Source organism: Cytobacillus kochii (assembly GCF_020171845.1).
In the GTDB taxonomy this organism is placed as follows: Bacteria; Bacillota; Bacilli; order Bacillales; family Cytobacillaceae; genus Cytobacillus; species Cytobacillus kochii.
On the sequence record NZ_JAIVAM010000019.1, the window covers coordinates 56,697 to 78,772 of the forward strand.

Below are 22,076 nucleotides of genomic sequence, written 5' to 3' on the forward strand. Positions count from 1 at the left end.
ATCAATGAGTTAAGTATCTATTTCATATATACTTAAATTTTCCTATTTCAAATTTAGAGGTAAAGATTTATCGTCTTTAATTTTAAAAAATATGGAATAGCTTCGATTATCATGTAAACCACTGTATTTCTTTTCTTTTCCATAGTAAGTTCAAAAACTTCGTATTAGACTATTTCCTGCAAAAGCTCAATTTTGCTAATCCACCGATGCGATAGAATATCCCATTTTACCACCTCAGTTTGAATATTTTAAAAATAATTATACTTTAAGAAAATATAATCAGTCAAAGGGTAACTTCTTATTTAATACTATTTTATTCGAAAATTCTGTAAATATGAAGTACGGTAATGAATTGTTTTTTCATTTAGGTTTATAAAAGGATATAGAGATAATACCATTCACCAATTATGATCAGTGCTTAAGAGAGAATAAAGGACTAGATCATGAAATTGATTATTAATATACTCACTGTCTCTGAGAACACCTTCTTGAGTAAAACCTAATTTTTCTGGAATTTTACGGCTTTTATCGTTTTTTAAAGCACATTTAATTTCGATTCGATGAAGATGTAGGTGAGAAAAAGTATAGTGAATGAGGTGATTAACTGATTTCGTAATAAGACCTTTGCCTTGGTATACTTGGTCCACTAAATAACCTATACTTGCTTGTTTATTTTGCCAATCAATCGTGTGAAGACTAATAGAACCAACTAATTTGTGGTTCATAAATATACCAGCGAATATGCCATTTTGGGCATGGTATTGCTGAAGCCATGAAGAAATCATTACATTTGTATTTTCAATGCTGTCAGTATGTTGCACCCAGGGCAACCACTCAGCTAAATAGGCTCGATTTTTTTTAATTAATAAATACAGATCTCGTGAATGAGCTGGTTCAAGCAGATGAAGCATAATAGATGAATCGATATTCATCTTCCATAGCGACAAAAAAACCACCCCTCTTTAATGGTATAATATTACTTTTTTATAGTTAAAAATAACTATTTTTTACCACGGATGAACAAAATGTTTTGCAGAAACACACTTTTATATATTACGATTGTAATTCGAGTATATTATTTTATGGGAGGACTTCTATGAAAATTACCACAAAAATTATTATTGCATTAATTGCCGGTGCCATTGTTGGAATTGTCTTAAATGTAACCGCTCCTGATGTATTTAAAGTTTTAGATACATGGTTATTTAATCCACTTGGACAAATTTTTCTCAGTCTAATTAAAATGCTTGTTGTGCCAATCGTTCTTTTCTCAATAATATTAGGGTTTAATGGTTTAGGAGATCCGAAAAAATTAGGAAGAATCGGTATTAGAACTATTTTATATTTCCTTGTAACAACTTCAATAGCAATTGTGATAGCGATTACATTAGCGCTCATATTCAAGCCTGGTGAAGTAGGGGAGTTCGATACTTCTAATGCACAATTTAGCGCTGAAGAAGCACCTCCAGTCAGCGAAACATTATTAAATATTATACCTTCGAATCCATTTGCAGCAATGACTTCGGGAGACATGTTACAAATAATTGTATTTGCAGGTTTTATTGGATTTGCGTTATCTATGCTTGGTGACAAAACGAAAGGTATAGTCAATCTAGTTCAGCAAGGTAATGATATAATGATGTATCTAGTGGGTATAGTGATGAAATTTGCCCCTTATGGGACATTTGGATTGCTAGCCTCAGCTATTGGAAGTCAAGGCTTCTCTGCAATAAAAGCAATGGGATTGTATTTTGCTCTTGTGTTAGCTGCGCTTATCATACATTTGTTTATTACTTATGGTGGAACAGTATATTTCTTGGGTGGTCGAAGAAACCCATTCAAGTTCTTTAAAGATTTCACGCCAGCAATGAGTGTAGCTTTTAGTACCTCTAGTAGCAGTGCAGTATTACCAATTTCTATGGAAATTGCACAAGATAATTTAAAAGTACCAAAACATATTAGTAGTTTCGTGCAACCTTTAGGTTCAACAATCAATATGGATGGTACAGCAATCATGCAAGGAGTAGCAACCATTTTTATTGCTCAAGTCTATGGTGTAGATTTATCTTTAGGTCAATTAGTAACAGTTGTTCTTATTGCAGTCCTTGCTAGTATCGGAACTGCTGGAGTTCCAGGTGTGGGGCTAATTATGCTTGCTATGGTCTTACAATCCGTCAATCTTCCTGTGGAAGGAATAGCATTAATTCTCGGAATTGACAGATTATTGGATATGGCACGTACAGCGGTTAATATAACAGGAGATGCAGCTTGTGCGGTTTATAACACTGCAGCAGAAGAAAAAAGAGAAAATAAAGTAGCAAGGTAAGAAAAAGTATAGATATTTTTACTAAGCTATCAAAAAAGTGGATAACCCGAAATTTCTGATATCCCCCCCTATAGGTAAACAGGTGAAAAAGACCTGGCTATTGATAGGGAGGGTATTTTTTTTTATGTTTTTCTCAAGAAATGCAAAGTTCATGATTTTATTAAAACAGGATAAACAAGAAAGCTCTCTTAAACTACTTAAAAATAATTCAATTTATATAGTTCGTATTTCTTAATTATTCAAAAATAGGATATGTTCATTTGAGTAATCCTCTTTGCAATGTTAATATGATTATCAATTAGTACTTAAATATCTTTCGTATTTTCAATGAAAAGCAAATATTAAATTAGGAGCAGTTAGGTTTTAAAACTTCTTTTTTTAATTATTTTATTTCATTCAATTTTTAGATTTTTATTTGATAGAGTGGAAAAATGGATTATAATTTATAAAAGTGTAAAAATACACGAAAAATAAATCAAGGGAATGAAATGATTTTGACTAGAGATGAAATCATATTAAAAGTTTCGGAAAAGATGCGCTTAATTCGTACTGAAGCTGGTTACACACAGGATAAAATGGCAGAAATCGTTGGTGTTTCAAAAAAAACACTTGTACAAATTGAAAAAGGCCGGGCCAATGCTGGTTGGTCGACTGTCGTTGCTGTATGTGCTCTGTTTAGAGAAACGGAGACAGTAAGGTTTTTGTTCGGAAACGAGCCTTTAGAAGTGATTGAAACAGTAGTGAGAGAGGGAATTGATTTCCGTAAAGAGAAAACTCTAGGTGGAAAGATTTGGTGGAAAGAAATACAGAATAAAAGCGGTTATGTTTTGCAACAAAATATCATTAGTCAACATTACCGAATTATTGATGAAGAGCATTTCCGTATTTATAGTAGCTTTGATGAAACTTCTGCCAAGGAGAGATTCGCTGAAGTCATTGAAGAACTTCAACATCAATATTAATTCATTTAATACATAGCTGCAAAAAACCCAACAAAGTTGGGTTTTTTGCTTATTATTTGACGACCATTACGCTACATGGCGCTTCTTTTGTTATTTTTTCACTATTGCTTCCTAAGAAAATTCTTTTTAATCCTTCTTTTGAGGAACTTCCTACGAATATAATGTCTGCCTTTAATTCTTCAGCTAATTCGCATATGGCATCTGCCGGTTTGCCTCCCAATATCTTTATTTCTAATTTTTTTCCAGCATCATCAGCAATTTGTTTAGCATGTGTAATCGCTTGGTCGACGCTGTTAATTACTGTTGAATGTGTAGTCTTTTCTTCTGCGTGATTACTAATATGGAGCGGTTGTATTTGCATGCCTTCAACAATCATATTATTCGATCTTAACTGAGGGTTTTTTTCTGTTGCTGAATAAGAATTTTCAATCACTTCTTCATCAGCATGAGCTAGAATGATTTTTGTGTCAGTCGTAGAGAAAGAAAGTGCTTTTTCCAATGCGTGACGGCTGTTTTCGGAATCATCATACCCGACAATAATTGTTTGAAAGTTTAACAATCTTATCACCCTTTCGTCTTATGTTATACTTTACCCTTATTGATGAAGTATAATCCTATAATAATAGAAATTTTCTTGCTAGGAACATAAGGTGGAGATGTTATGAAAAGGGAAAAAACACCATTTTTATGGTTGAAAAACATAATAAAGAAATTGCATATATGGCAGGTAATATTATTACTCCTATCACTGGGGGTCCTTTTTGGTTTAATCTATATCATTCCATTTGCAACAAACAATGATATTGAAGGTCTAAATAGTCAATTAAGCAAGCCAACGATTATTTATGATAAAAATGGTGAAGTAGCTAGTAAGGTTTCTGCTAACAAAAATGAAGGAGTAGCCTTTGAAGAGATATCGGAATCACTCATACACGCTGTTATTGCTATTGAGGATCATCGTTTTTTTCAACATGAAGGCGTCGATTATCAAGGGATTGGCCGCGCTTTTTTAACCAATATACGAGCTGGCAGAATTGTTGAAGGCGGAAGCACAATCACTCAACAACTTGTAAAAAATGAACTTCTAACTGCAGAAAAATCATATGACAGAAAGCTTCAGGAGTTTTTTATAGCTAGAGAAGTAGAACACCAATATAGTAAAGAAGAAATACTACAAATGTATTTGAATAGAATTTATTTTGGTGAGGGTGCGTATGGGGTGAAAAAAGCAGCTAATAAATACTTTGCTAAAGATTTAGATGAATTATCTTTAAGTGAATCTGCAATGTTGGCTGGTTTAATTAAAGCACCTTCTGCGATTAATCCATACAATGACAAACAAAAGGCAATAGCAAGAAAAAATCTTGTTTTAAAGCAAATGAAGCAACATGGATATATTAGTGAAGAGGAAATGAATCAGGCAATAAATGTAGAAATGAGTTTTAAAGAAGGGGAAGCTGATCCAATGAAAGGAAAGTACCCTTATTATGTTGATGCTGTTCTGGAAGAAGCAATGAATCGATATGATCTCTCATTAGATGAGTTGTTAACGCAAGGTTATCAAATATATACCGAATTAGATCCTAGTATGCAAGCTGATATAGAGTCTACTTATCAAAATGATGCCATTTTTCCTTCAACAACAGGGGAGCGACCGGTTCAAAGTGGGATGATATTAATGGATCCTGAAACTGGTGGAATTCGTGCTTTAGTTGGTGGGAGAGGTGAGCATACGCTCCTTGGACATAATAGAGCCATTCACCCTGTGGGAGAACCAGGTTCAACGATGAAACCGATTATTCCTTATGCTGCTGCAATTGAAGCTGGATGGGAAAATACAGATATGTTGAGAGATGAGAAATTATCATTCGGTGAGTATGCTCCCAATAATTATAATAACCAATATTTGGGTGAGGTGCCAATGTATGAGGCTGTGATGCATTCTATCAATTTACCGGCTGTATGGTTATATAATGAAATAGGTATAGATAGAGGAAAGAAGATGGCCGAGCAATTCGGCATCCCGAAGAATGTATTGGATGGAGGCCTAGCTCTTGCTTTGGGTGGGACAAGCCGTCCTGTGTCTCCTAAAGTGATGGCTGAAGCTTATAGTGTTTTTGCTAATGGTGGTAAGAAAGAAGAAGCTCATACAATTATTGAAATAAAAACCCAATCTGATGAGCCTTTCGTTCAATGGGAAAGTAAGAAGGAAACAGTAATCTCTGAACAAACAGCAAATCAAGTGACAGCAATGCTATTAGGTGTAGTCGATTATGGTACAGGGAAAGCTGCTAAAATTGATGGAGTTGAAATCGCAGGGAAAACTGGTTCAACACAGTTAGGGATTGAAGGTTTAAGTGGAACAAAGGACCAATGGTTTGTTGGTTATACTCCTCATCTAGTAGGTGCCATCTGGGTTGGCTATGATCAAAGTGATCGTAATCATTATTTGACGACGAGTAGTAGTGAAGGCACAGCGCCAATTTTCAAGGAAGTAATGGGAAAAGTACTGCAAGGAAAACCGATTGAAAGCTTTAATGTCAATAAAATCGATGATGAATATAAAAAGAAGCAACGTAACAAGGAGAAAAAGGAACAGAGGGATGAAATAAGAAACTGGTTAGAAGATAAAAGGAATCAGTTTTTTGACTGGTTTAATTAAACATGATATATAAAGGGAAATAAGAAAATCTACTATTCTCATGGAGAATATTTCTTATTTCCCTATACTTTTACTGAATAAGAAATCTTATACATGAACACTTCTGTTCAATAATAAACTTTTAGGCTCGGCGGTAAAGTGAACATCATCTGTACACAACGTTTTAATTTGATTAAGTATTTCTTCTGGCTCAGTACCTTCCACAATCACTTTCAATTCGTCTTTCGGGCGGACCATCATCAGAAAGGTTACGAGTTTTGACAAGTGAGAAGGTATCACTACATTATGTTGATAAAGAAAGTAAATTGTGCCGTCGTATTTAGATGCAGTTTGGTATATAGCGATCATTTTCTTTATAGTTAATGATTTTTCAAATTTTAAACTGGAAGAGATAATTTTTCTATTCATGATATGTAACTCCTTTTAAAAGAATTTAATAAAAAATTACCCCTTTATTTTTAAGTTAAACATTTTATAAATAGAATGTTTTACGTTTAATCAGTCTTGAATTTATTAATAGAAAAGTCGAATAACTTGATTCTGTTGATTAGGAATGTAAAACTAAGGATGGAGCTTTTATCAACCTATTTTAAAATGTTTTGAATTAGGAAAGTAATAGATAGACAGGAATTTTTGGGAGGTAGTAAGATGACTGAATATCGTGTAGAAAAAGATACGATTGGTGAAATGAATGTGCCTGCTGAAAAATATTGGGGTGCACAAACAGAAAGAAGTCGCAATAATTTCAAAATAGGTATTGAAAAAATGCCATTAGAGTTAATTTATGCTTTTACTACGATTAAACGCTCAGCAGCAATAGTCAATCATGAATTAAATAAGTTATCAGCAGAAAAGAAAAATGCAATTGTTGCAGCGTGTGATGAGGTGTTAGCTGGAAAATTTGATGAACATTTCCCTTTAGCTGTATGGCAAACAGGCAGTGGAACGCAAACAAATATGAATGTGAATGAAGTAGTGGCAAGACGGGCAAATGAATTATTGGATAATGAAGATATTTCCATTCACCCAAATGATGATATAAACATGTCGCAAAGTTCTAATGACACTTTTCCAACAGCGATGCATATTGCAGCACTGAACAGTGTGGATAAACATTTAATTCCTGCGCTTATTAGTTTAAAAGATGTCATTCTACAGAAGGAAAACGATTTTGCAGATATCGTAAAAATAGGAAGAACTCATCTTCAAGATGCAACTCCGCTTACATTAGGACAAGAAATAAGCGGTTGGCGTTATATGTTAGAGAAGGATGAGCGCCTTATCAATGAAGCGAAACTAGCGCTAGGGGAACTGGCTATCGGTGGAACTGCTGTCGGAACAGGTATTAATGCTGACCCTTCGTTTGGTGATAAGATGGCTAGTGAGATTTCTAAATTAACGAAGCTCTCGTTCACTTCTTCTCCTAATAAATTTCAAGCACTAACAAGTCATAGTGAGATTGTGCATCTTCATGGAACTTTAAAAGGTTTAGCTGCAGATTTAATGAAGATTGCTAATGATGTTAGATGGCTTGCGAGTGGACCAAGAAGTGGGATTGGAGAATTAACGATACCTGCAAATGAACCAGGAAGTTCAATTATGCCAGGAAAAGTAAACCCAACACAAAGTGAAGCGTTGACAATGATTTCAAGTCAAGTATTTGGAAATGATGCAACGATAGGCTTTGCTGCCAGTCAAGGCAATTTTGAATTAAACGTCTTTAAGCCAGTAATCATTTTTAATTTGCTTCAAAGTATTACATTACTTAGTGATGGGATGAATTCATTTAATAAAAATTGCATTGTTGGTTTAGAAGCTAATACTGAAAAAATCTCTCTGTTTGTCAATCAATCCCTCATGTTAGTGACAGCTTTAAACCCCCATATCGGGTATGAAAAAGCAGCTGAAATTGCTAAGTTAGCTTTTAAAGAGGAGCTAACATTGAAGGAAGCAGCATTAAAATCAGGATATATTACTGAAGATCAATATGATAAATGGGTCGTACCAGAAAAAATGATCTAAACAAATAAAGCCCCCTAGGTGATAGGGGGCTATTCCATATTATTAAGTTTTGCAGCTTAGAACTTTCCGCCACCAAGTTGTTGTTCAGCCATTTGAACAAGACGCTTAGTGATTTCTCCACCTACAGAACCGTTCGCACGAGATGTTGTTTCAGCGCCAAGGTTAACTCCGAATTCACTTGCAATTTCGTACTTCATTTGATCTAAAGCTTGAGCTACTCCTGGTACTACTAATTGATTTGAAGATTGGTTTGCCATAATGTGTTTCCACTCCTCTAAATTTTTTTTTGGCTGGGTTAGTTGGCAATGAACCAACGCAATTTTCTTTGCACCATATTTGGTTTAACCCATCGATAGTAGAAGTTTTAAGCGTGTTTGCCGCTTGTAATAGTTATTATGGTTGATATTTAAAAGATTATGCTTGAATATTTTTAGGGAATTATTTCCTTATAAATGTTTGTTGTCTTTTTATTGTGCATAGGGAGGAACAGTAGAAACATGATATAATATAAATCATCAATTTAATCGTCATTAAAAATTATTGCATATGCTTTTACATTCGCTTACACAGATGATTAATGATGACCCTAATCATTGAAAATGAGGTTAGAAGGTGAATAAATGGATTATACAGAGGATATGAAAAACAGGCTTAAAAGATTAGAAGGTCAAATGAGAGGCGTATTACGGATGATGGAAGAAGAGCAACATTGTAAAGATGTCGTTACTCAGCTTTCAGCTATACGCTCGGGCGTTGACCGAACGATTGGTTATGTTGTCGCAAAGAATTTGGAAGCTTGTATAAGAGAAGCAAATACAGAAGGTAGAAATGCAGAAGAAGCGATACAACAAGCTGTTAATATGATTGTGAAAAGTAGGTAAGGTGTTTTTTGTGTAAAAGGAAAGGAACGATTGCTAACAATCGTTCCTTTCTAGTCTATTCTTCATCACAGCAATGCGGAGGTTGTTCTTTTTCTAATTCTCTTGCTTCTTCGATATTCGTATGTCCTCCACTAACATGCACAGTACCGCCGGACATCCCTTCGTTAATATAACGATCAACATCGAGAAAGGCTTCATCGCGTCCTTCATATGGTAAATCTTTTTCTAAATCGTCTTTTTTGTTTGCCATAATTGAACCTCCCTAATTTCAGAAGAATGGTTCATATTCTTCCACAATTCTTTACCGGTCATACACATGGTAAAGCATGAGTTCGTGAATATGGCTTTTTAACTTGTCTTCATGATTTTGGTCCGGAACAGTGGATAACCATTCAATTTTTCCATCACGATGATATATACCTAAATACTTTTTGCTATGATGAAAAAAAGAAAATTTCCATCCTGGTAATTCTTTGTTTTCATATAATGATTGAAATTGAAAATGTGAAATCATGATTATTCCCCCTTATTCTCATTTTAACTTGAATAGAGGAGTTCTGAAATGAAAATAAACATCATTTAATAAGGAAAAGTGGGAAAACCGCTTAATTGCATACATAAGTGACAGATTGCTTTTATTCGTTTGTTTTCAATATGCTCTTCATCAAAACTCATAGGCTTGGAATTAACCTCATACAAGTAAAATTTACCGTTCGCACCCACACCTATATCTAATGAGAATTCTCCGAATAAACCAAGATGTTCATTTAATAAATGCCCCACCTCCTGTATGATTGAATTGAAAAATTTATAGTCTTCTTCTTTAGCAAATAGTTCATAAGGTAATATCTTTCCACCATTAGGTACATGTGTTGTGACTTGTTGGTGACTGCTAGATTGCCTTATACCAATGCCAGAAATGACAAAATTGTTCTTCTCTTTATGTGATAATATTCTGAAATCGTATCTTGAACCATCATATAATGCTGGTTCTATTGCTTCTTGTATGATATATGGGTCCTTAGCTAAATGAACTTTTAATTCATTCCATAATTCGTTTAAGGACGCGAACTCTTTTGTTAGATGAATTCCTTCCATTAAGTAGTGATTTTCCTGTGGGAAAATTCGAAAGATTCCTTTTCCCTTTGCACTACTAACGGGTTTGATATATATTTTTTGCTTGTCTTTCATCCAATCATGTAGCATTTCTTCAGAAGTTAATAACGAAGTTTCTGGTAATAAAGGTTTTAATGAGGAAGATTCCTTTAATAAATGATGCATTTCCAATTTATTAATAAAACAGGGATTGAAAAATGGGATATTATGTTTTTGTAAGAACGATGTAAGTGCAGTAAAATCAGTTTCCTTTTCTAGGTTGCGAAAAGGAATACGGTTATAAATGACATCAGGTAGCGGGGATGAGACCTGTATCCATTTTCCTAGAGATGGATGAAATGTATAACCAGTTACAAGTGATACGCCAAAATCATCTGGCGTAAAGACAATGGGTAATGCGCCTATTTTTGAAAATTGTTGTACAAGAGATAAAAATAGCGGACCATTGCCCGCTAATTTTTTGTTTTTTCCTTTGCTTGTTAAGATTCCTATAATTGGACCGATTCGGTGAGAATCTTCATTTAATGAGAATGGCAACCATTTTTTTGAATAATGAAAGAGTTTTTCCGTTTTTATTTTATTGTTTCCAAACATTTTTTCCTGCGCATGATACCACTTTTGAGATAAGGGGTCATAGTAGGTAGTAGTCATCTAAACAATGCCTCAGGGCTTCTCATTGCTTGTTCTGTTAGGTAGATACTATATGCTAAAGAAAGTTTCCGTGTTAAGAAATCAAATTTTTTCATACTTGGATGTGTAAAGATTGAACGTCCTGGTTTTGAATTCGCTTCAAAAAACCAAACTTTTCCCGAGTGGTCTATGCCTAAGTCAAAGCCTATTTCTGCGACAAGACCTTCCATATTGTTTTCTATTGCTTCGCTTAACTTTAAGGAAGCTGTTTGCAATTTATTTGCAATTTCTTCTCTTTCAATTGGATCTTCGAAAATTTCATCTAATGATTGAATCGTACCTCCACTTTTTACATGGGTTGTAACACTACCATTTCCAGCTACTTTTGCTGCACAAGCAGTAACATTCCACTGTCCTGTTGAATCTTTATTCGTGTGTAACCGAAAATCAATGGCGCATTTCTCTTTCTTCAACAGATATATACCCTGTTGGATAATCATTCTTTCGAGGTTTTTACCTGCGAAAATATGTTTCATTAACCCTTCTAGACTAGAGAATTTCTTTAGTTTATTCATACCGGCTTTTAAATCTCTGTACCGACAATAATAAGCACTGTCTTCTCTGTTATAAATAATCTGATGAATACCTAATCCCAAACTGCCATTCATTGGTTTAATGTATATATGGCCATACTTGGCGAGCATGTTTTCGATGGCTGAATAAGAACTAAACGGCTGTGTTTCAGGTAAATACTCCGAAATTTCCTCGACTTGAAACAAACGATCATAAATATCCATTTTATTAAAAAAACCTGGATTATACCAAGGAATTAAATATTCTTGTTCTAGTCGTGATTTTACTTCTTTTTGTTGTTTTTGCCGTTCACTTTTTCTATTTGGAAGACGATCATAGATGACGTTTGGAAAAGGCACTTCAATTGTCTTCCACCCATTTTGTAAATAGAATAAACCTTGTATAGTACCTGAATCCCAATTGATATGCCTCTCTCCAAATACAAAAGGAAGTGCACCGACACTAGTACTTACAGATAAGAGTTTAGAAAAAATAATAGAGCGATCACCGATAGGCCGCATGGGAAATGATGTGAACCCTGACGTGAAAATGCCAACAAGGGGTCCAATTGTTAATGTTTCATCATGTATAAAAATATGAAGAGGATGCTTGACATAAGGGAAGAAAATATCTTTAGCGAGATCCTCACTGATGGTGATTGCTTGTTTTGAGCTTGGTTGTTGCTTGAATTTAGCATTAATGGTAACTGTACCGAAATTTAATTTGTAAAGGGCAGTATTTAGATTTATATGGTTTGGCAAGAATACACAGCCTTTATTATCTGATGTGATCTCTATCATAAATGTTTGATTCATCATTTTTTCACTTCCTTTCAGCTATTGCCCGTTGTGATAATAGATAATCTCCATACTTAAATGGAGAAGTGTAAAGGACATTTGCTAATTGTGGATTTGTTTGTAAGACCAATTTCCTGCCAGGTTTAGAGTTAATATCAAGAATCCAGATGCCACCTTCTTGATCAATTCCGATGTCAATACCTAATTCAAATAGTGTTGAAAAGCATGATTCCATAATTGAGGGAAGAATAATTAATATTTCCTTTAATTCTTCCTGTAAAAACGACTTTTGGTTTTTTGGAATACTATCTAACCAATGCTCATAGGAAGAAGTTGTTCCACCGGCACTTAAATTAGAAATAATGCCATTTTCATGGCCAGTTCGCATGGCTCTTGCTTGTTCTTGCCATTCACCGTTAGCATCCTTTTGCAGAAAAACGCGTAAATCAAAGGGGCGATTCTGTTCATCAACGAGTAATAAGAAAGGTTGGATTAGATATTGATATCTCTTTGTCAGCCTCTCTAACCAGACCGTTGCTTTATGAATGGGAAGCGTTTGTTGAATTTGCTTTGAGCCTTTGTCAGTTTTGATAATCATTGAGTCACCTTCGATTGAGATAACATAAATCCCGACACCTTGTGACCCATTTACTGGTTTTAATACGAGTGGTGACTGTTTTTTTAACTGTTTTATGAAAGATTTCGCTGAAGTGAAAGGATCTGATTGCAGTAAATATGGAGCGAGTCTAGAATGTTTTAGGGCATCATATATTTCAAGCTTATTTGGAAGTCCTTGACCTAAGAATTGGGTCTTACCACTTTTTTTTAACCAATTTGTTATGACTTTGCATTTTTTCGAATGATCATCTTCTTGATAAAAACAACGGTCATATAACAGTTCAGGTAATGGAAAAACAGTAGACTCCCATTGTTCGGTTTCTTCATTAAATAGCTCTCCATTTACTTCATTATTGTGTGGTAGGATGTTTTTCGGAATAAAACGAAAGCACTGATAGCCGTGATGTTTAGCTTGTGAAGCAATAGCTGTTATATAGGTCCTTTCACTCGTTTCGTAAAGTGTCATAATACCAAGTGTTTTCATGCTGGTTTTTCCTCCTTATTGTCATGTTGAAAAAGCTAAAAAAGTACAGTACTCTACAAGTGCTCTTGCAGAAGGTCTAATCTGATTGAATTCACCATCAATTTGCTTAGATGGTTTAGAATTTGCTTCAATCATCCACAATTGCCCCTCATAATCAACGCCTATATCAATGCCAAGTTCACCGTATAGGCCAAATGTTTTTTGATCAATCATCGTGCATAGTTCTATAGAAATTTCTTTCATTAACGCCAATAGTTGTATTGCTGTGGTTTTATCAAATAGTGTAGTGAGGAGTGCTAGTGGTTTTCTCATTTCCCCGCCTTGGGCAAGGTTGGATACAAATTGTTCTGCATTAGAGATTCGGGCTACAGCAGAGGTAACTTTCCAAATGTTTTGCCTATTTTTATGACATAGAATGCGAAAGTCAATCGGTCTTTTGTTGAGTTGAATGAGCGGTATGCCTTCTTGGATAATATAGTTACTTGTACTATGCTCTTTCTCGAATTGCGATATGAAGCTATCAATATCATGGAATGGGTGGATTTTTTTTGCCTTTTTCCCTGATGAGTAACCCACGGTGTACACATCTTTATTTTTACGTATGTGAATAATTTGTTTTCCTTGACTACCATTTACAGGCTTTATGAAGATAGATGGATACTTTTCTATAAAATAAAGTAACTGTTCTTTCGAATAAACATCTGTTTCTGGTAAATAGGTACGTAAATGGGTTTCGTCGAATAAGAAATCATATACATCTTTCTTTGATAAAAATTGTTCATTAAAAAAAGGGATGGCATTTTTATATAGTAAATTTTTAAGGTTTGTAAAGCTAGGTGAGCTTTCAATCTTTCTAGAATGAATGCGGTTATAAATAACATCAGGAAGTGGCAGTAGTTGTTTCTTCCATTCACCCTCGATATTTAGATAACCATGGACTTCTGTTTCTTTAATATCTTTGGGATGACAAACATAAGCAATTCCTCCTAAAAGTTCGACAGTTTGATTGATTTCTTGGCAAAATTGATGGATGGTGCGAAAATGTGGAGGAGATTGATCTGCCATTTCAAAAAAGTCAGTCATGATAGCAATAATTGGCCCGAGTGACAATACCTTGCTTTGAACAATATAATTAACAAGCATAAGGTGCCCTTCAAGTGGTATATTGAAATAATCGAATACAGATTGACTAATGAACAGTTCCTTTTCATCTACTTGACGATAAATGAGGCGTATGGTTAATTGTTTTTGCCCTAATGATAAACGGATATGTTCCTCATTAGAAATTAGTAAATGTTTTGCTAATGCAGGGTTGAGCGCTAGAACCATCTTATTTTCATACGGAAGTACTCTCATTTTAATGTTAGTATATCGTGACATCATTAATCCCCATTTGCTCGCACGAAGCGAGTAATTATATAATAAATCTAGGCGAATGCTGATACGCTATCTTATGAATGGCAAGATAAATTGGTGCGATTGCACAAAGAATTTGGTGAAAGAAGAAAGGTAGAGAGCGGAATGACAGAAATTTTTACGACCCTACTTATCATGGTTGCTACTGGTGCCATCATTGGAGGAGTTACAAATTATTTAGCTATTAAAATGATATTTAAGCCTTATAGGGCGATTTATATTGGGAAATGGCGTCTTCCTTTTACTCCAGGTTTGATTCCTAAACGTAGAGGTGAGATGGCCGAACAAATGGGTAAGCTTGTCATTAATCATTTGTTAACACCAGAAGGGATACAAAAGAAACTACAAAATGAACGTTTTCAATCAATGCTGACACAATTTGTTGTTGTAGAAGTAGAAAAGAAATTGAAAACAGAAGAAACGTTAGAGCAACTGTTGGCACAAATAGATATAAACGAACCTGCAAAAATGGCTGAGGATAAGATTGGTGCGTTCTTAGAGGTGAAATATGAGAATTGGATGCGTACAAATCAAGATGTAGCAATGAAAGAAATCTTGCCACAAAAACTGGTAGGTAAAGTGGAGGAACAGTTGCCCCAACTAAGCAACTGGATTGTACAGTCAGCAAAGAATTATTTCGCAAGTGAAGAAGGAAAAGAAAGTATTCAAAGGATGGCCGATGATTTTGTCCAAAAACGAAGTGGTATGATTAAAAGTATGCTACAAATGTTTTTAGGCAATGTGAAATTAGGGGAAAAACTACAACCTGAAATCATAAAATTCTTAAATCATCCTGGAACAGAGGAGCTTTTAACATCACTCCTTAGAAAAGAATGGCGAAAATTATTAGATAAAAATATTGCTGAGTTTGAAAGTAAAATAGGAAGAGATAGCCTCCTCTCAATCATAAAGCAAACGGTGTTTCGATTTGTTCAAGTTCATGAAATATTTCAAATGCCAATTAGTCAATTAACAGCAACAATAAGACCTTATATTATTACTGAACTTATCCCGAAAGCAACAGTAGGAATAAGTAAAATATTGGCTGATAGAATATCTGTTTTAATGGAAAAAATGAAGCTCAATGAAATTGTAAAGGAACAGGTAGACTCATTTTCTGTTGAAAGGTTAGAGCAAATGGTGTTCTCGATTATTAATAAGGAATTAAGAATGATTACATTTCTTGGAGCCTTACTCGGCGGTCTAGTAGGTGTGTTTCAAGGTATTACTGCCATATGGATATTATAAATGCTTATATTTTATAGGTTTTTCCTCGATTTTACTTCCATTGTCTGTTATAGTGGGGGAAGTCTATGAAAAGGAAGTGTTCAATTTGGCAAATAATTTACAAGACGCAGCAATCGAATTAGAAAAAGCAATCCGTGAAAGCAATGAATATCAAAGCTTAAAGGATTCTTATGATAAGGTGAATGCAGATCCATCAGCTAAATCAATGTTTGATAACTTTAGAAATATTCAAATTCAGTTACAACAGAAGCAAATGTCTGGTCAAGAAATCACACAAGAAGAAGTAGATCAAGCGCAAAAAACAGTTGCCCTTGTACAACAACACGAACTGATTTCTAAACTTATGGCAGATGAACAAAAAATGAGCGAAGTTATCACAGACTTAAATAAAACAATCATGAAACCTCTCGAAGATTTATACGGCGCTGCCGAGTAATTCATGAGTAATAGACTTAGTTCTATTTCATAAAAGCACAACCTTGCTTTCAATAGCAAAGTTGTGCTTTTTTTCGTGCGCAAATGTAAAAACCTCTAGGTTGTTACGGCTAATATACAAATACGAATGTCGCGGATTTTTGATGAAAAAAAGAATAAGGAACAGCAGGAAACGTAAATAATTTTAAAACGCAAAGAGAACAGACTTCTTTATCTCTATTCTTCCTGTTCTATTTTCTGTTGCGGATACATAAAAGTGTCATAAGGACAATTTTCATCCAGAATAGGGGGCAAAAAGATGATTTATCGTCTCTTAGCTATAAATATTGATGGTACCCTTCTTCAAAGTAATGGAAGGCTGCATAAATCAACAAAGGAAGCAATCGAATACGTCCAGCAAAAAGGAATTTATGTGACGTTAGTAACAGCAAGAAGTTTTCCATCGGCTAAGAAAGTGGCTAAAGCATTAAAATTAAATTCCATCCTTGTGACATCAGCTGGAGCTTATACAGCGGATAAATTGGAACAACCAATTGAAGTGAAACGCATCAAAAAAGAAGTAACCTTTGATATTGTACGCTTATTAGAAGGATTCCCTTGTCAAATAAGACTTGTGCATGAAAAGTTTTCACTAGCAAATAAGACAAAAACAAATAATAATATCCTCGCTAAAACGGTGTTCTCAACAGGTGATCCTGTTTTTTATTCCCATCAGTTTGTTGAGTCCCTGAGTGAAAATTTGCTAGAAGATCCAGTTAAGCCACCAAAAATTGAAATTTACTTTGAAAATAACGATGATCTTATACATGCCAAAAAAGCATTAGATGTCATGTATGATGAGGAAATTGCTATTACCCAACTAAATGATTCTCGTTTAGATATTGTCCCTTATGGTGTATCCAAATGGAATGGTTTACTCAGATTAAGTAAGGAACTTGGTATTGCACCGCAAGAAATTGTAGCCATTGGAGATGGCTATGATGATTTGCAGATGATTGAAGGGGCGGGGTTAGGTGTAGCGATGGGGAATGCCCCTCATGTCTTAAAAAAGCAAGCTGATTGGGTAACAAGAACAAATGATGAACAAGGTGTAACATATATGGTAAAAGAGCATTTTCGCAAACAACATCCCATCCAATTTTTAAGGAAAATGAATCTCTTGAAGTAAAGTAGAAGCTCTGAAGGTGGTAGAACGGTTGCTACCTTCAAAGCTTCTTATTCGTATTCAATAATTTAAGGGGGGGTGGTCTTTTAGTAGCATAGCCCAAATATAGCGAACAAAATGATATACTAAAATACAAAACGACCTGTGAATGGAGATTGACCCGTAAGGTCTTTTTTTTGTAAACTTAAAGAAGTTTGATGAAGAGAAAGTATAAAGGTGATTAACAATGAATATATCTATTTTAGGTTTGAATGATAACCGTTATATAAGACCATTGCAGTTAATTGGTAATTTATTTTTTGAAGAATGCTCTGTAAAACTTGATAAAAATGAGAGTGCAGATGTAGTAGTAACTTTCCACTATGAAGTAAGTGAAGAGATTAACATGAGTGTTCAGCTTACTACAAGCGAGGAAGAAGTTTTTACCGCTAACTATAGAAAGCATCTTAAGGAGTTTGAGACAGAAAAGGAATTCTTTAATCAATTAAAGTATGCAGCTTCCCATGTGTATTTAACTGTATTACAAGATTGGACAGGTATTGTGCAGAAATGGGGCATATTAACAGGAATAAGGCCAACAAAGCTTTATCATCGTCATATGATGTCTGGAAGTAGTAAGGAAGATGCTCATCACGCTTTGAAAAAAGATTATTTGATTTCAGATGAAAAAATTAATCTAATGGAAAAAATCGTTGCACGACAATTAACGGCGATTCCTGATCTTTATGATTTAAAAAAAGAAGTCAGTATCTATATTGGCATTCCCTTTTGCCCAACAAAATGTGCTTATTGTACATTTCCTGCTTATGCAATTGGTGGTAAACAAGGTAGAGTCGATTCCTTCTTAGCTGGTCTGCATTATGAAATGAGACATATGGGAGAATGGTTAAAGGAAAATGGGATCAAAGTGACAACCGTATATTATGGTGGAGGTACGCCAACAAGTATTACAGCAGAGGAAATGGATCTTCTATATGAAGAAATGTATGAGTCGTTTCCAGATGTAAGTCACATTCGGGAAATTACGGTCGAGGCAGGTAGGCCGGATACGATTACTGCAGATAAGTTAAATGTACTAAAAAAATGGAATATTGATCGTATCAGTATCAACCCACAATCTTATACGCAGGAAACGTTAAAAGCGATTGGTAGGCATCATACGGTTGAGGAAACAATCGATAAGTTCCACCTGGCGAGAAGTATGGGTATGAACAACATTAATATGGATTTAATCATTGGCTTACCAAATGAAGGCACAACAGAGTTTGCACACTCATTAAATGAAACAAAGCAGTTACTACCCGAGTCACTGACTGTCCATACATTATCTTTTAAAAGAGCTTCTGAAATGACAAAGAACCGGCAGAAATATAAGGTTGCAGATCGTGAAGAAGCAGAAAGAATGATGAATATGGCAGAAGAGTGGACGGCTGAACATCATTATGAGCCTTACTATTTATATCGTCAAAAAAATATTTTAGGAAATTTAGAAAACGTTGGCTATGCGTTACCGAAACAAGAAAGTCTCTACAATATTATGATTATGGAAGAAATGCAAACGATTATCGGAATTGGCTGCGGGGCAGCAAGTAAGTTTATCCATCCTGAGACAGGTAAAATTACTCATTTTGCAAATCCGAAAGACCCTAAATCCTACAATGAAAGTTTTGTTGAATACACGGATAAGAAAATCGCTATGTTAAATGAGCTCTTTAATATTGAGGCAAACTCTATATAAGCAGAATAATATGAGCTGTACCTAGGTTAGAGGTGCAGCTTTTTTGTTTGTGAAAATAGACTAGATTTAATTATGGCAACTTTAATAGAGGATTTTAGTAAAAAAACAAGAATGTAATAGGTACAAAAGCGCATATACATCTATGATAATGTAAACGGTTACTAAAAGGGAGGCGATTGGTGATGAATCATTCTTCTTTGACGATGGCACAGATGATAAAAAGAGCAGAAACGTTTTTCGCAAAAAAAGAGGTTGTATCTAGAACAGCAGGTGGTATTCAAACATTTACGTATAAGGAAATGGCAGAACGAACACGAAGACTTGCTTCAAGTTTACAAAGGCTTGGTATTAAAAGAGGGGAGAAGGTAGGGACATTTGCCTGGAATCACCACCGCCATCTGGAAGCATATTTTGCGATTCCCTGTAGTGGAGCGGTGTTGCATACAATTAATATTAGACTCTCATCTCAGCATATCACCTATATTATTAATCACGCAGAAGATAAAATTCTCCTCATAGATGAAGAGTTAGTTCCATTAATTGAACAATGTAGGGACGAACTTTCCAATGTAAAAGCATTTATCATTATGAGTGACCATAAGGAACCTCCAACTACAACTTTATCTCCAGCATATAATTATGAAAGTCTACTAGAAGAGGCAGATCCCAATTATCAATATCCCGATGATCTAGATGAAAATGACCCGGCAGGGATGTGTTATACTTCCGCGACCACCGGAAATCCTAAAGGCGTCATTTACTCTCACCGGGCAATTGTGCTCCATAGCTTAGCATTAGGTTTAGCGGATAGTGTTGGTGTAAGTGAAAAAGATATTGCCCTACCTATCGTCCCGATGTTTCATGTCAATGCATGGGGCTTACCTTTTGCAGGTGTGTGGTTTGGCACAAAATTGATCATGCCTGGACCTGCATTTACGCCTAAATTAATTGCCGAACTAATAGAAGAATATAAAATTACAATTACTGCAGGTGTCCCAACTATTTGGCTTGGATTATTGAAGGAATTGCAAGCGAAAAAATATGATTTAAGTTCTTTAAGAAGCATTCTGTGTGGCGGATCTGCTGCACCAAAAGGCATGATTCGAGTGTTCGAAGAAAAGTATAAGATACCGTTTCTTCATGCTTATGGAATGACAGAAACAAGTCCACTCGCAACTGTCTCCAATCTGAAAAGCTATCAAGAAAATATAGATTTTGAAGAGAAACTGGAGTTAAGAAGCAAGCAAGGATTATTGGTTCCGGGATTAGAAATGAAAGTGATTGACGAAAAAGGGGTTGAAGTGGAGTGGGACGGAAAGCAGATGGGCGAGCTCTGCTTAAGAGGTCCGTGGATTGTAACCGAATATTATAATGACGAGAGGACTGCCTCTAGTTTTAAAGATGGCTGGCTTCATACGGGTGATGTTGTCACGATAGATGAAGAAGGACTTTTGAAAATTGTCGATCGCACGAAGGATTTAATAAAAAGTGGTGGGGAGTGGATTTCTTCTGTTGACATAGAAAATGCGCTCATGGCTAATGAAGCCATTTTTGAAGCTGCTGTTATTGGTATTCCGAGTGAAAAGTGGCAAGAGCGTCCATTAGCCTATGTTGTATTACATGAACAATATAAAGGAAAAGTGACAGCTGAAGAAGTGCTTCAGTCATTAAGCGCTCAATTTGCAAAATGGTGGATTCCTGATGATGTCATTTTTATTGATGAAATTCCCAAAACATCTGTAGGGAAATTTTTAAAACGTGATTTAAGAGAGAAATATCAAATGGATAAAATTAATCAGTAATTATTTGCAATATGAAGAGTCATTCATTTTCTAGTAAAAAAACTCAATTATATTTGGAAAATAAAAAATATTTTATTTATAATAGAGGTATCCAAACTTAAGGAGGAAAATGAATGGCGCTTGATTTTGATACAAAGACCGTTAATTATTCGATTGAGGGAAGAGTGGCGCATGTGGAAATGAACCGGCCTGAGTCATTAAATGCACTAAATGTGGAAATGATTCATGAGCTGGCTGCTGTTATGAAAGAGTTAAGTAATTTAGAAGAAATAGATATCGTTGTTTTGAAAGGGGCGGGTAGAGCATTCTCCTCAGGCGGAGACATTAAAACGATGCTGATGGATGCGAATGAAAACGATTTCCCCGTTGTAATGGATGCGATTAATGAGTTAGTTGTTACATTGTATAGTATGCCTAAAATCACCATTAGCGCAATAAAAGGTGCAGCTGCAGGGCTCGGATTAAGTTTAGCTTTAGCTACGGATTTCATTTATGCTCATAAGGATAGTAAATTAGCGATGAACTTTATTGGTATAGGGTTAATCCCGGACGGTGGTTCCCACTTTTTCCTTGAAAGTAAGTTAGGGCCCGACCAAGCAAAGCACCTCATATGGGAAGGGAAACCGATGGCAGCTGAAGAAGCATGGGAGAGAGGACTTGTTCATGAAGTCGTAGATGATCTTGACGAAGCAGTAAATAAAAAAGTGTACCATCTGAGTCATCTTCCAATCCTTGCGATGATTAAAACAAAAAAAATACTGACAGATAAGAATCGCCCATTATTATTAAAATTATTAGAGCTCGAAAAAAGTGGTCAAGCACAAATGAGGAAAACAGCTGATCATAAAGAAGGCATAAACGCTTTTATTGAAAAAAGGCAGCCTCGATTCACAGGGAAATAACAGAAATGAAAGACACGCATGTTTTTCAGAAACATGCGTGTCTTTATTTGATACGTGGTGTATAGTATAACCTGAGGTCTACCGGTGAAATAATATAAGCTTTCCTGCTGGAGAAGAGCAACGATGTGTTTTCTCTTCTAATCCTTTTTCTTTCAGGAGGTTTTCTCCGGTCACCTTGGCTTCTTGATCATTTGCTGATTCGAATGATTCATCAAGAATTTTTTCACCGGTTGGTTCGAATGCCGTTAATTTATAAGTTTTCATCATAAAGACTCCTTGTAATGTAGTTGAATATTCCG

The 22,076-nt window shown here is 35.2% G+C and carries 22 protein-coding genes; 11 read left to right on the forward strand and 11 right to left on the reverse strand.

Going from position 1 to position 22,076, the window contains the following annotated elements; translation table 11 throughout:
* Window positions 1-398 precede the first annotated feature (398 nt).
* The gene (locus LCM23_RS24025; protein ID WP_224939087.1) at window positions 399-947 is read right to left on the reverse strand and encodes a GNAT family N-acetyltransferase; all 549 of its coding nucleotides are present in this window, start codon (window positions 945-947) and stop codon (window positions 399-401) included.
* A gap of 149 nt (window positions 948-1,096) precedes the next feature.
* On the opposite strand from LCM23_RS24025, the gene LCM23_RS24030 reads away from it, so the two are divergent.
* Together LCM23_RS24030 and LCM23_RS24035 are read left to right on the forward strand one after the other, a co-directional pair.
* Window positions 1,097-2,326, forward strand: coding sequence for a dicarboxylate/amino acid:cation symporter (locus tag LCM23_RS24030; protein ID WP_224939088.1), 1,230 nt, complete (start codon window positions 1,097-1,099; stop codon window positions 2,324-2,326).
* Between the two features lie 494 nt (window positions 2,327-2,820).
* Complete coding sequence (locus LCM23_RS24035) at window positions 2,821-3,288, forward strand: helix-turn-helix transcriptional regulator (protein WP_191815030.1); 468 nt, start codon at window positions 2,821-2,823, stop codon at window positions 3,286-3,288.
* Between the two features lie 52 nt (window positions 3,289-3,340).
* On the opposite strand, the gene LCM23_RS24040 is transcribed toward LCM23_RS24035, so the two are convergent.
* Window positions 3,341-3,847, reverse strand: coding sequence for a universal stress protein (locus tag LCM23_RS24040; RefSeq protein WP_224939089.1), 507 nt, complete (start codon window positions 3,845-3,847; stop codon window positions 3,341-3,343).
* A gap of 102 nt (window positions 3,848-3,949) precedes the next feature.
* Between LCM23_RS24040 and LCM23_RS24045 the strand changes: the two genes are divergently transcribed.
* Window positions 3,950-5,950, forward strand: coding sequence for a transglycosylase domain-containing protein (locus LCM23_RS24045; protein ID WP_224939090.1), 2,001 nt, complete (start codon window positions 3,950-3,952; stop codon window positions 5,948-5,950).
* A gap of 87 nt (window positions 5,951-6,037) precedes the next feature.
* On the opposite strand, the gene LCM23_RS24050 is transcribed toward LCM23_RS24045, so the two are convergent.
* A complete protein-coding gene (locus LCM23_RS24050) occupies window positions 6,038-6,358 on the reverse strand; it encodes an HPr family phosphocarrier protein (protein WP_224939091.1) in 321 nt (106 codons plus the stop codon).
* A 240-nt stretch (window positions 6,359-6,598) separates the two neighbouring features.
* Between LCM23_RS24050 and fumC the strand changes: the two genes are divergently transcribed.
* Window positions 6,599-7,972 carry a class II fumarate hydratase gene (fumC, locus tag LCM23_RS24055; RefSeq protein WP_224939092.1) on the forward strand — a complete coding sequence of 458 codons (1,374 nt, stop codon included), beginning with the start codon at window positions 6,599-6,601 and terminating at the stop codon, window positions 7,970-7,972.
* 56 nt (window positions 7,973-8,028) lie between these two features.
* Here fumC and LCM23_RS24060 read toward each other — a convergent pair whose 3' ends face one another.
* Window positions 8,029-8,229 (reverse strand): alpha/beta-type small acid-soluble spore protein, encoded by a 201-nt coding sequence (locus LCM23_RS24060; protein WP_157733752.1) that lies wholly within the window; start codon window positions 8,227-8,229, stop codon window positions 8,029-8,031.
* Between the two features lie 363 nt (window positions 8,230-8,592).
* Between LCM23_RS24060 and LCM23_RS24065 the strand changes: the two genes are divergently transcribed.
* The gene (locus LCM23_RS24065) at window positions 8,593-8,853 is read left to right on the forward strand and encodes a metal-sensitive transcriptional regulator (RefSeq protein WP_224939093.1); all 261 of its coding nucleotides are present in this window, start codon (window positions 8,593-8,595) and stop codon (window positions 8,851-8,853) included.
* Between the two features lie 55 nt (window positions 8,854-8,908).
* Here the strand turns inward: LCM23_RS24065 and LCM23_RS24070 are convergent, their stop codons facing one another.
* The 6 genes from LCM23_RS24070 to LCM23_RS24095 all read right to left on the reverse strand — a co-directional run bounded on the left by LCM23_RS24070 (window position 8,909) and on the right by LCM23_RS24095 (window position 14,451).
* Window positions 8,909-9,103, reverse strand: a complete 195-nt coding sequence (locus LCM23_RS24070) for a hypothetical protein (RefSeq protein ID WP_095369935.1) — start codon at window positions 9,101-9,103, stop codon at window positions 8,909-8,911.
* Window positions 9,104-9,154: 51 nt separating this feature from the next.
* Window positions 9,155-9,367 carry a YheE family protein gene (locus LCM23_RS24075; RefSeq protein ID WP_224939094.1) on the reverse strand — a complete coding sequence of 71 codons (213 nt, stop codon included), beginning with the start codon at window positions 9,365-9,367 and terminating at the stop codon, window positions 9,155-9,157.
* Between the two features lie 65 nt (window positions 9,368-9,432).
* Window positions 9,433-10,620 (reverse strand): YheC/YheD family endospore coat-associated protein, encoded by a 1,188-nt coding sequence (locus tag LCM23_RS24080; protein ID WP_224939095.1) that lies wholly within the window; start codon window positions 10,618-10,620, stop codon window positions 9,433-9,435.
* Complete coding sequence (locus LCM23_RS24085) at window positions 10,617-11,987, reverse strand: YheC/YheD family endospore coat-associated protein (protein ID WP_224939110.1); 1,371 nt, start codon at window positions 11,985-11,987, stop codon at window positions 10,617-10,619. Before LCM23_RS24085 ends, LCM23_RS24080 begins: the two co-directional genes overlap by 4 nt.
* A gap of 7 nt (window positions 11,988-11,994) precedes the next feature.
* A complete protein-coding gene (locus tag LCM23_RS24090; protein ID WP_224939096.1) occupies window positions 11,995-13,071 on the reverse strand; it encodes a YheC/YheD family endospore coat-associated protein in 1,077 nt (358 codons plus the stop codon).
* 21 nt (window positions 13,072-13,092) lie between these two features.
* Window positions 13,093-14,451 carry a YheC/YheD family endospore coat-associated protein gene (locus tag LCM23_RS24095; protein ID WP_224939097.1) on the reverse strand — a complete coding sequence of 453 codons (1,359 nt, stop codon included), beginning with the start codon at window positions 14,449-14,451 and terminating at the stop codon, window positions 13,093-13,095.
* Between the two features lie 141 nt (window positions 14,452-14,592).
* On the opposite strand from LCM23_RS24095, the gene LCM23_RS24100 reads away from it, so the two are divergent.
* From LCM23_RS24100 to LCM23_RS24125, 6 genes are all read left to right on the forward strand, one after another.
* Window positions 14,593-15,735, forward strand: coding sequence for a DUF445 domain-containing protein (locus LCM23_RS24100; RefSeq protein ID WP_224939098.1), 1,143 nt, complete (start codon window positions 14,593-14,595; stop codon window positions 15,733-15,735).
* 85 nt (window positions 15,736-15,820) lie between these two features.
* Window positions 15,821-16,171, forward strand: coding sequence for a YlbF family regulator (locus LCM23_RS24105; RefSeq protein ID WP_095369928.1), 351 nt, complete (start codon window positions 15,821-15,823; stop codon window positions 16,169-16,171).
* A 297-nt stretch (window positions 16,172-16,468) separates the two neighbouring features.
* Window positions 16,469-17,338: a Cof-type HAD-IIB family hydrolase gene (locus LCM23_RS24110; RefSeq protein WP_224939099.1), complete on the forward strand. Its 870-nt coding sequence runs from the start codon at window positions 16,469-16,471 to the stop codon at window positions 17,336-17,338.
* 223 nt (window positions 17,339-17,561) lie between these two features.
* Complete coding sequence (locus LCM23_RS24115) at window positions 17,562-19,073, forward strand: coproporphyrinogen III oxidase (RefSeq protein WP_224939100.1); 1,512 nt, start codon at window positions 17,562-17,564, stop codon at window positions 19,071-19,073.
* Between the two features lie 182 nt (window positions 19,074-19,255).
* Complete coding sequence (locus LCM23_RS24120) at window positions 19,256-20,875, forward strand: long-chain fatty acid--CoA ligase (RefSeq protein ID WP_224939101.1); 1,620 nt, start codon at window positions 19,256-19,258, stop codon at window positions 20,873-20,875.
* Window positions 20,876-20,988: 113 nt separating this feature from the next.
* A complete protein-coding gene (locus tag LCM23_RS24125) occupies window positions 20,989-21,777 on the forward strand; it encodes an enoyl-CoA hydratase (RefSeq protein WP_224939102.1) in 789 nt (262 codons plus the stop codon).
* 78 nt (window positions 21,778-21,855) lie between these two features.
* On the opposite strand, the gene LCM23_RS24130 is transcribed toward LCM23_RS24125, so the two are convergent.
* Window positions 21,856-22,041 carry a YhzD family protein gene (locus LCM23_RS24130; protein WP_095369924.1) on the reverse strand — a complete coding sequence of 62 codons (186 nt, stop codon included), beginning with the start codon at window positions 22,039-22,041 and terminating at the stop codon, window positions 21,856-21,858.
* Window positions 22,042-22,076 lie beyond the last annotated feature (35 nt).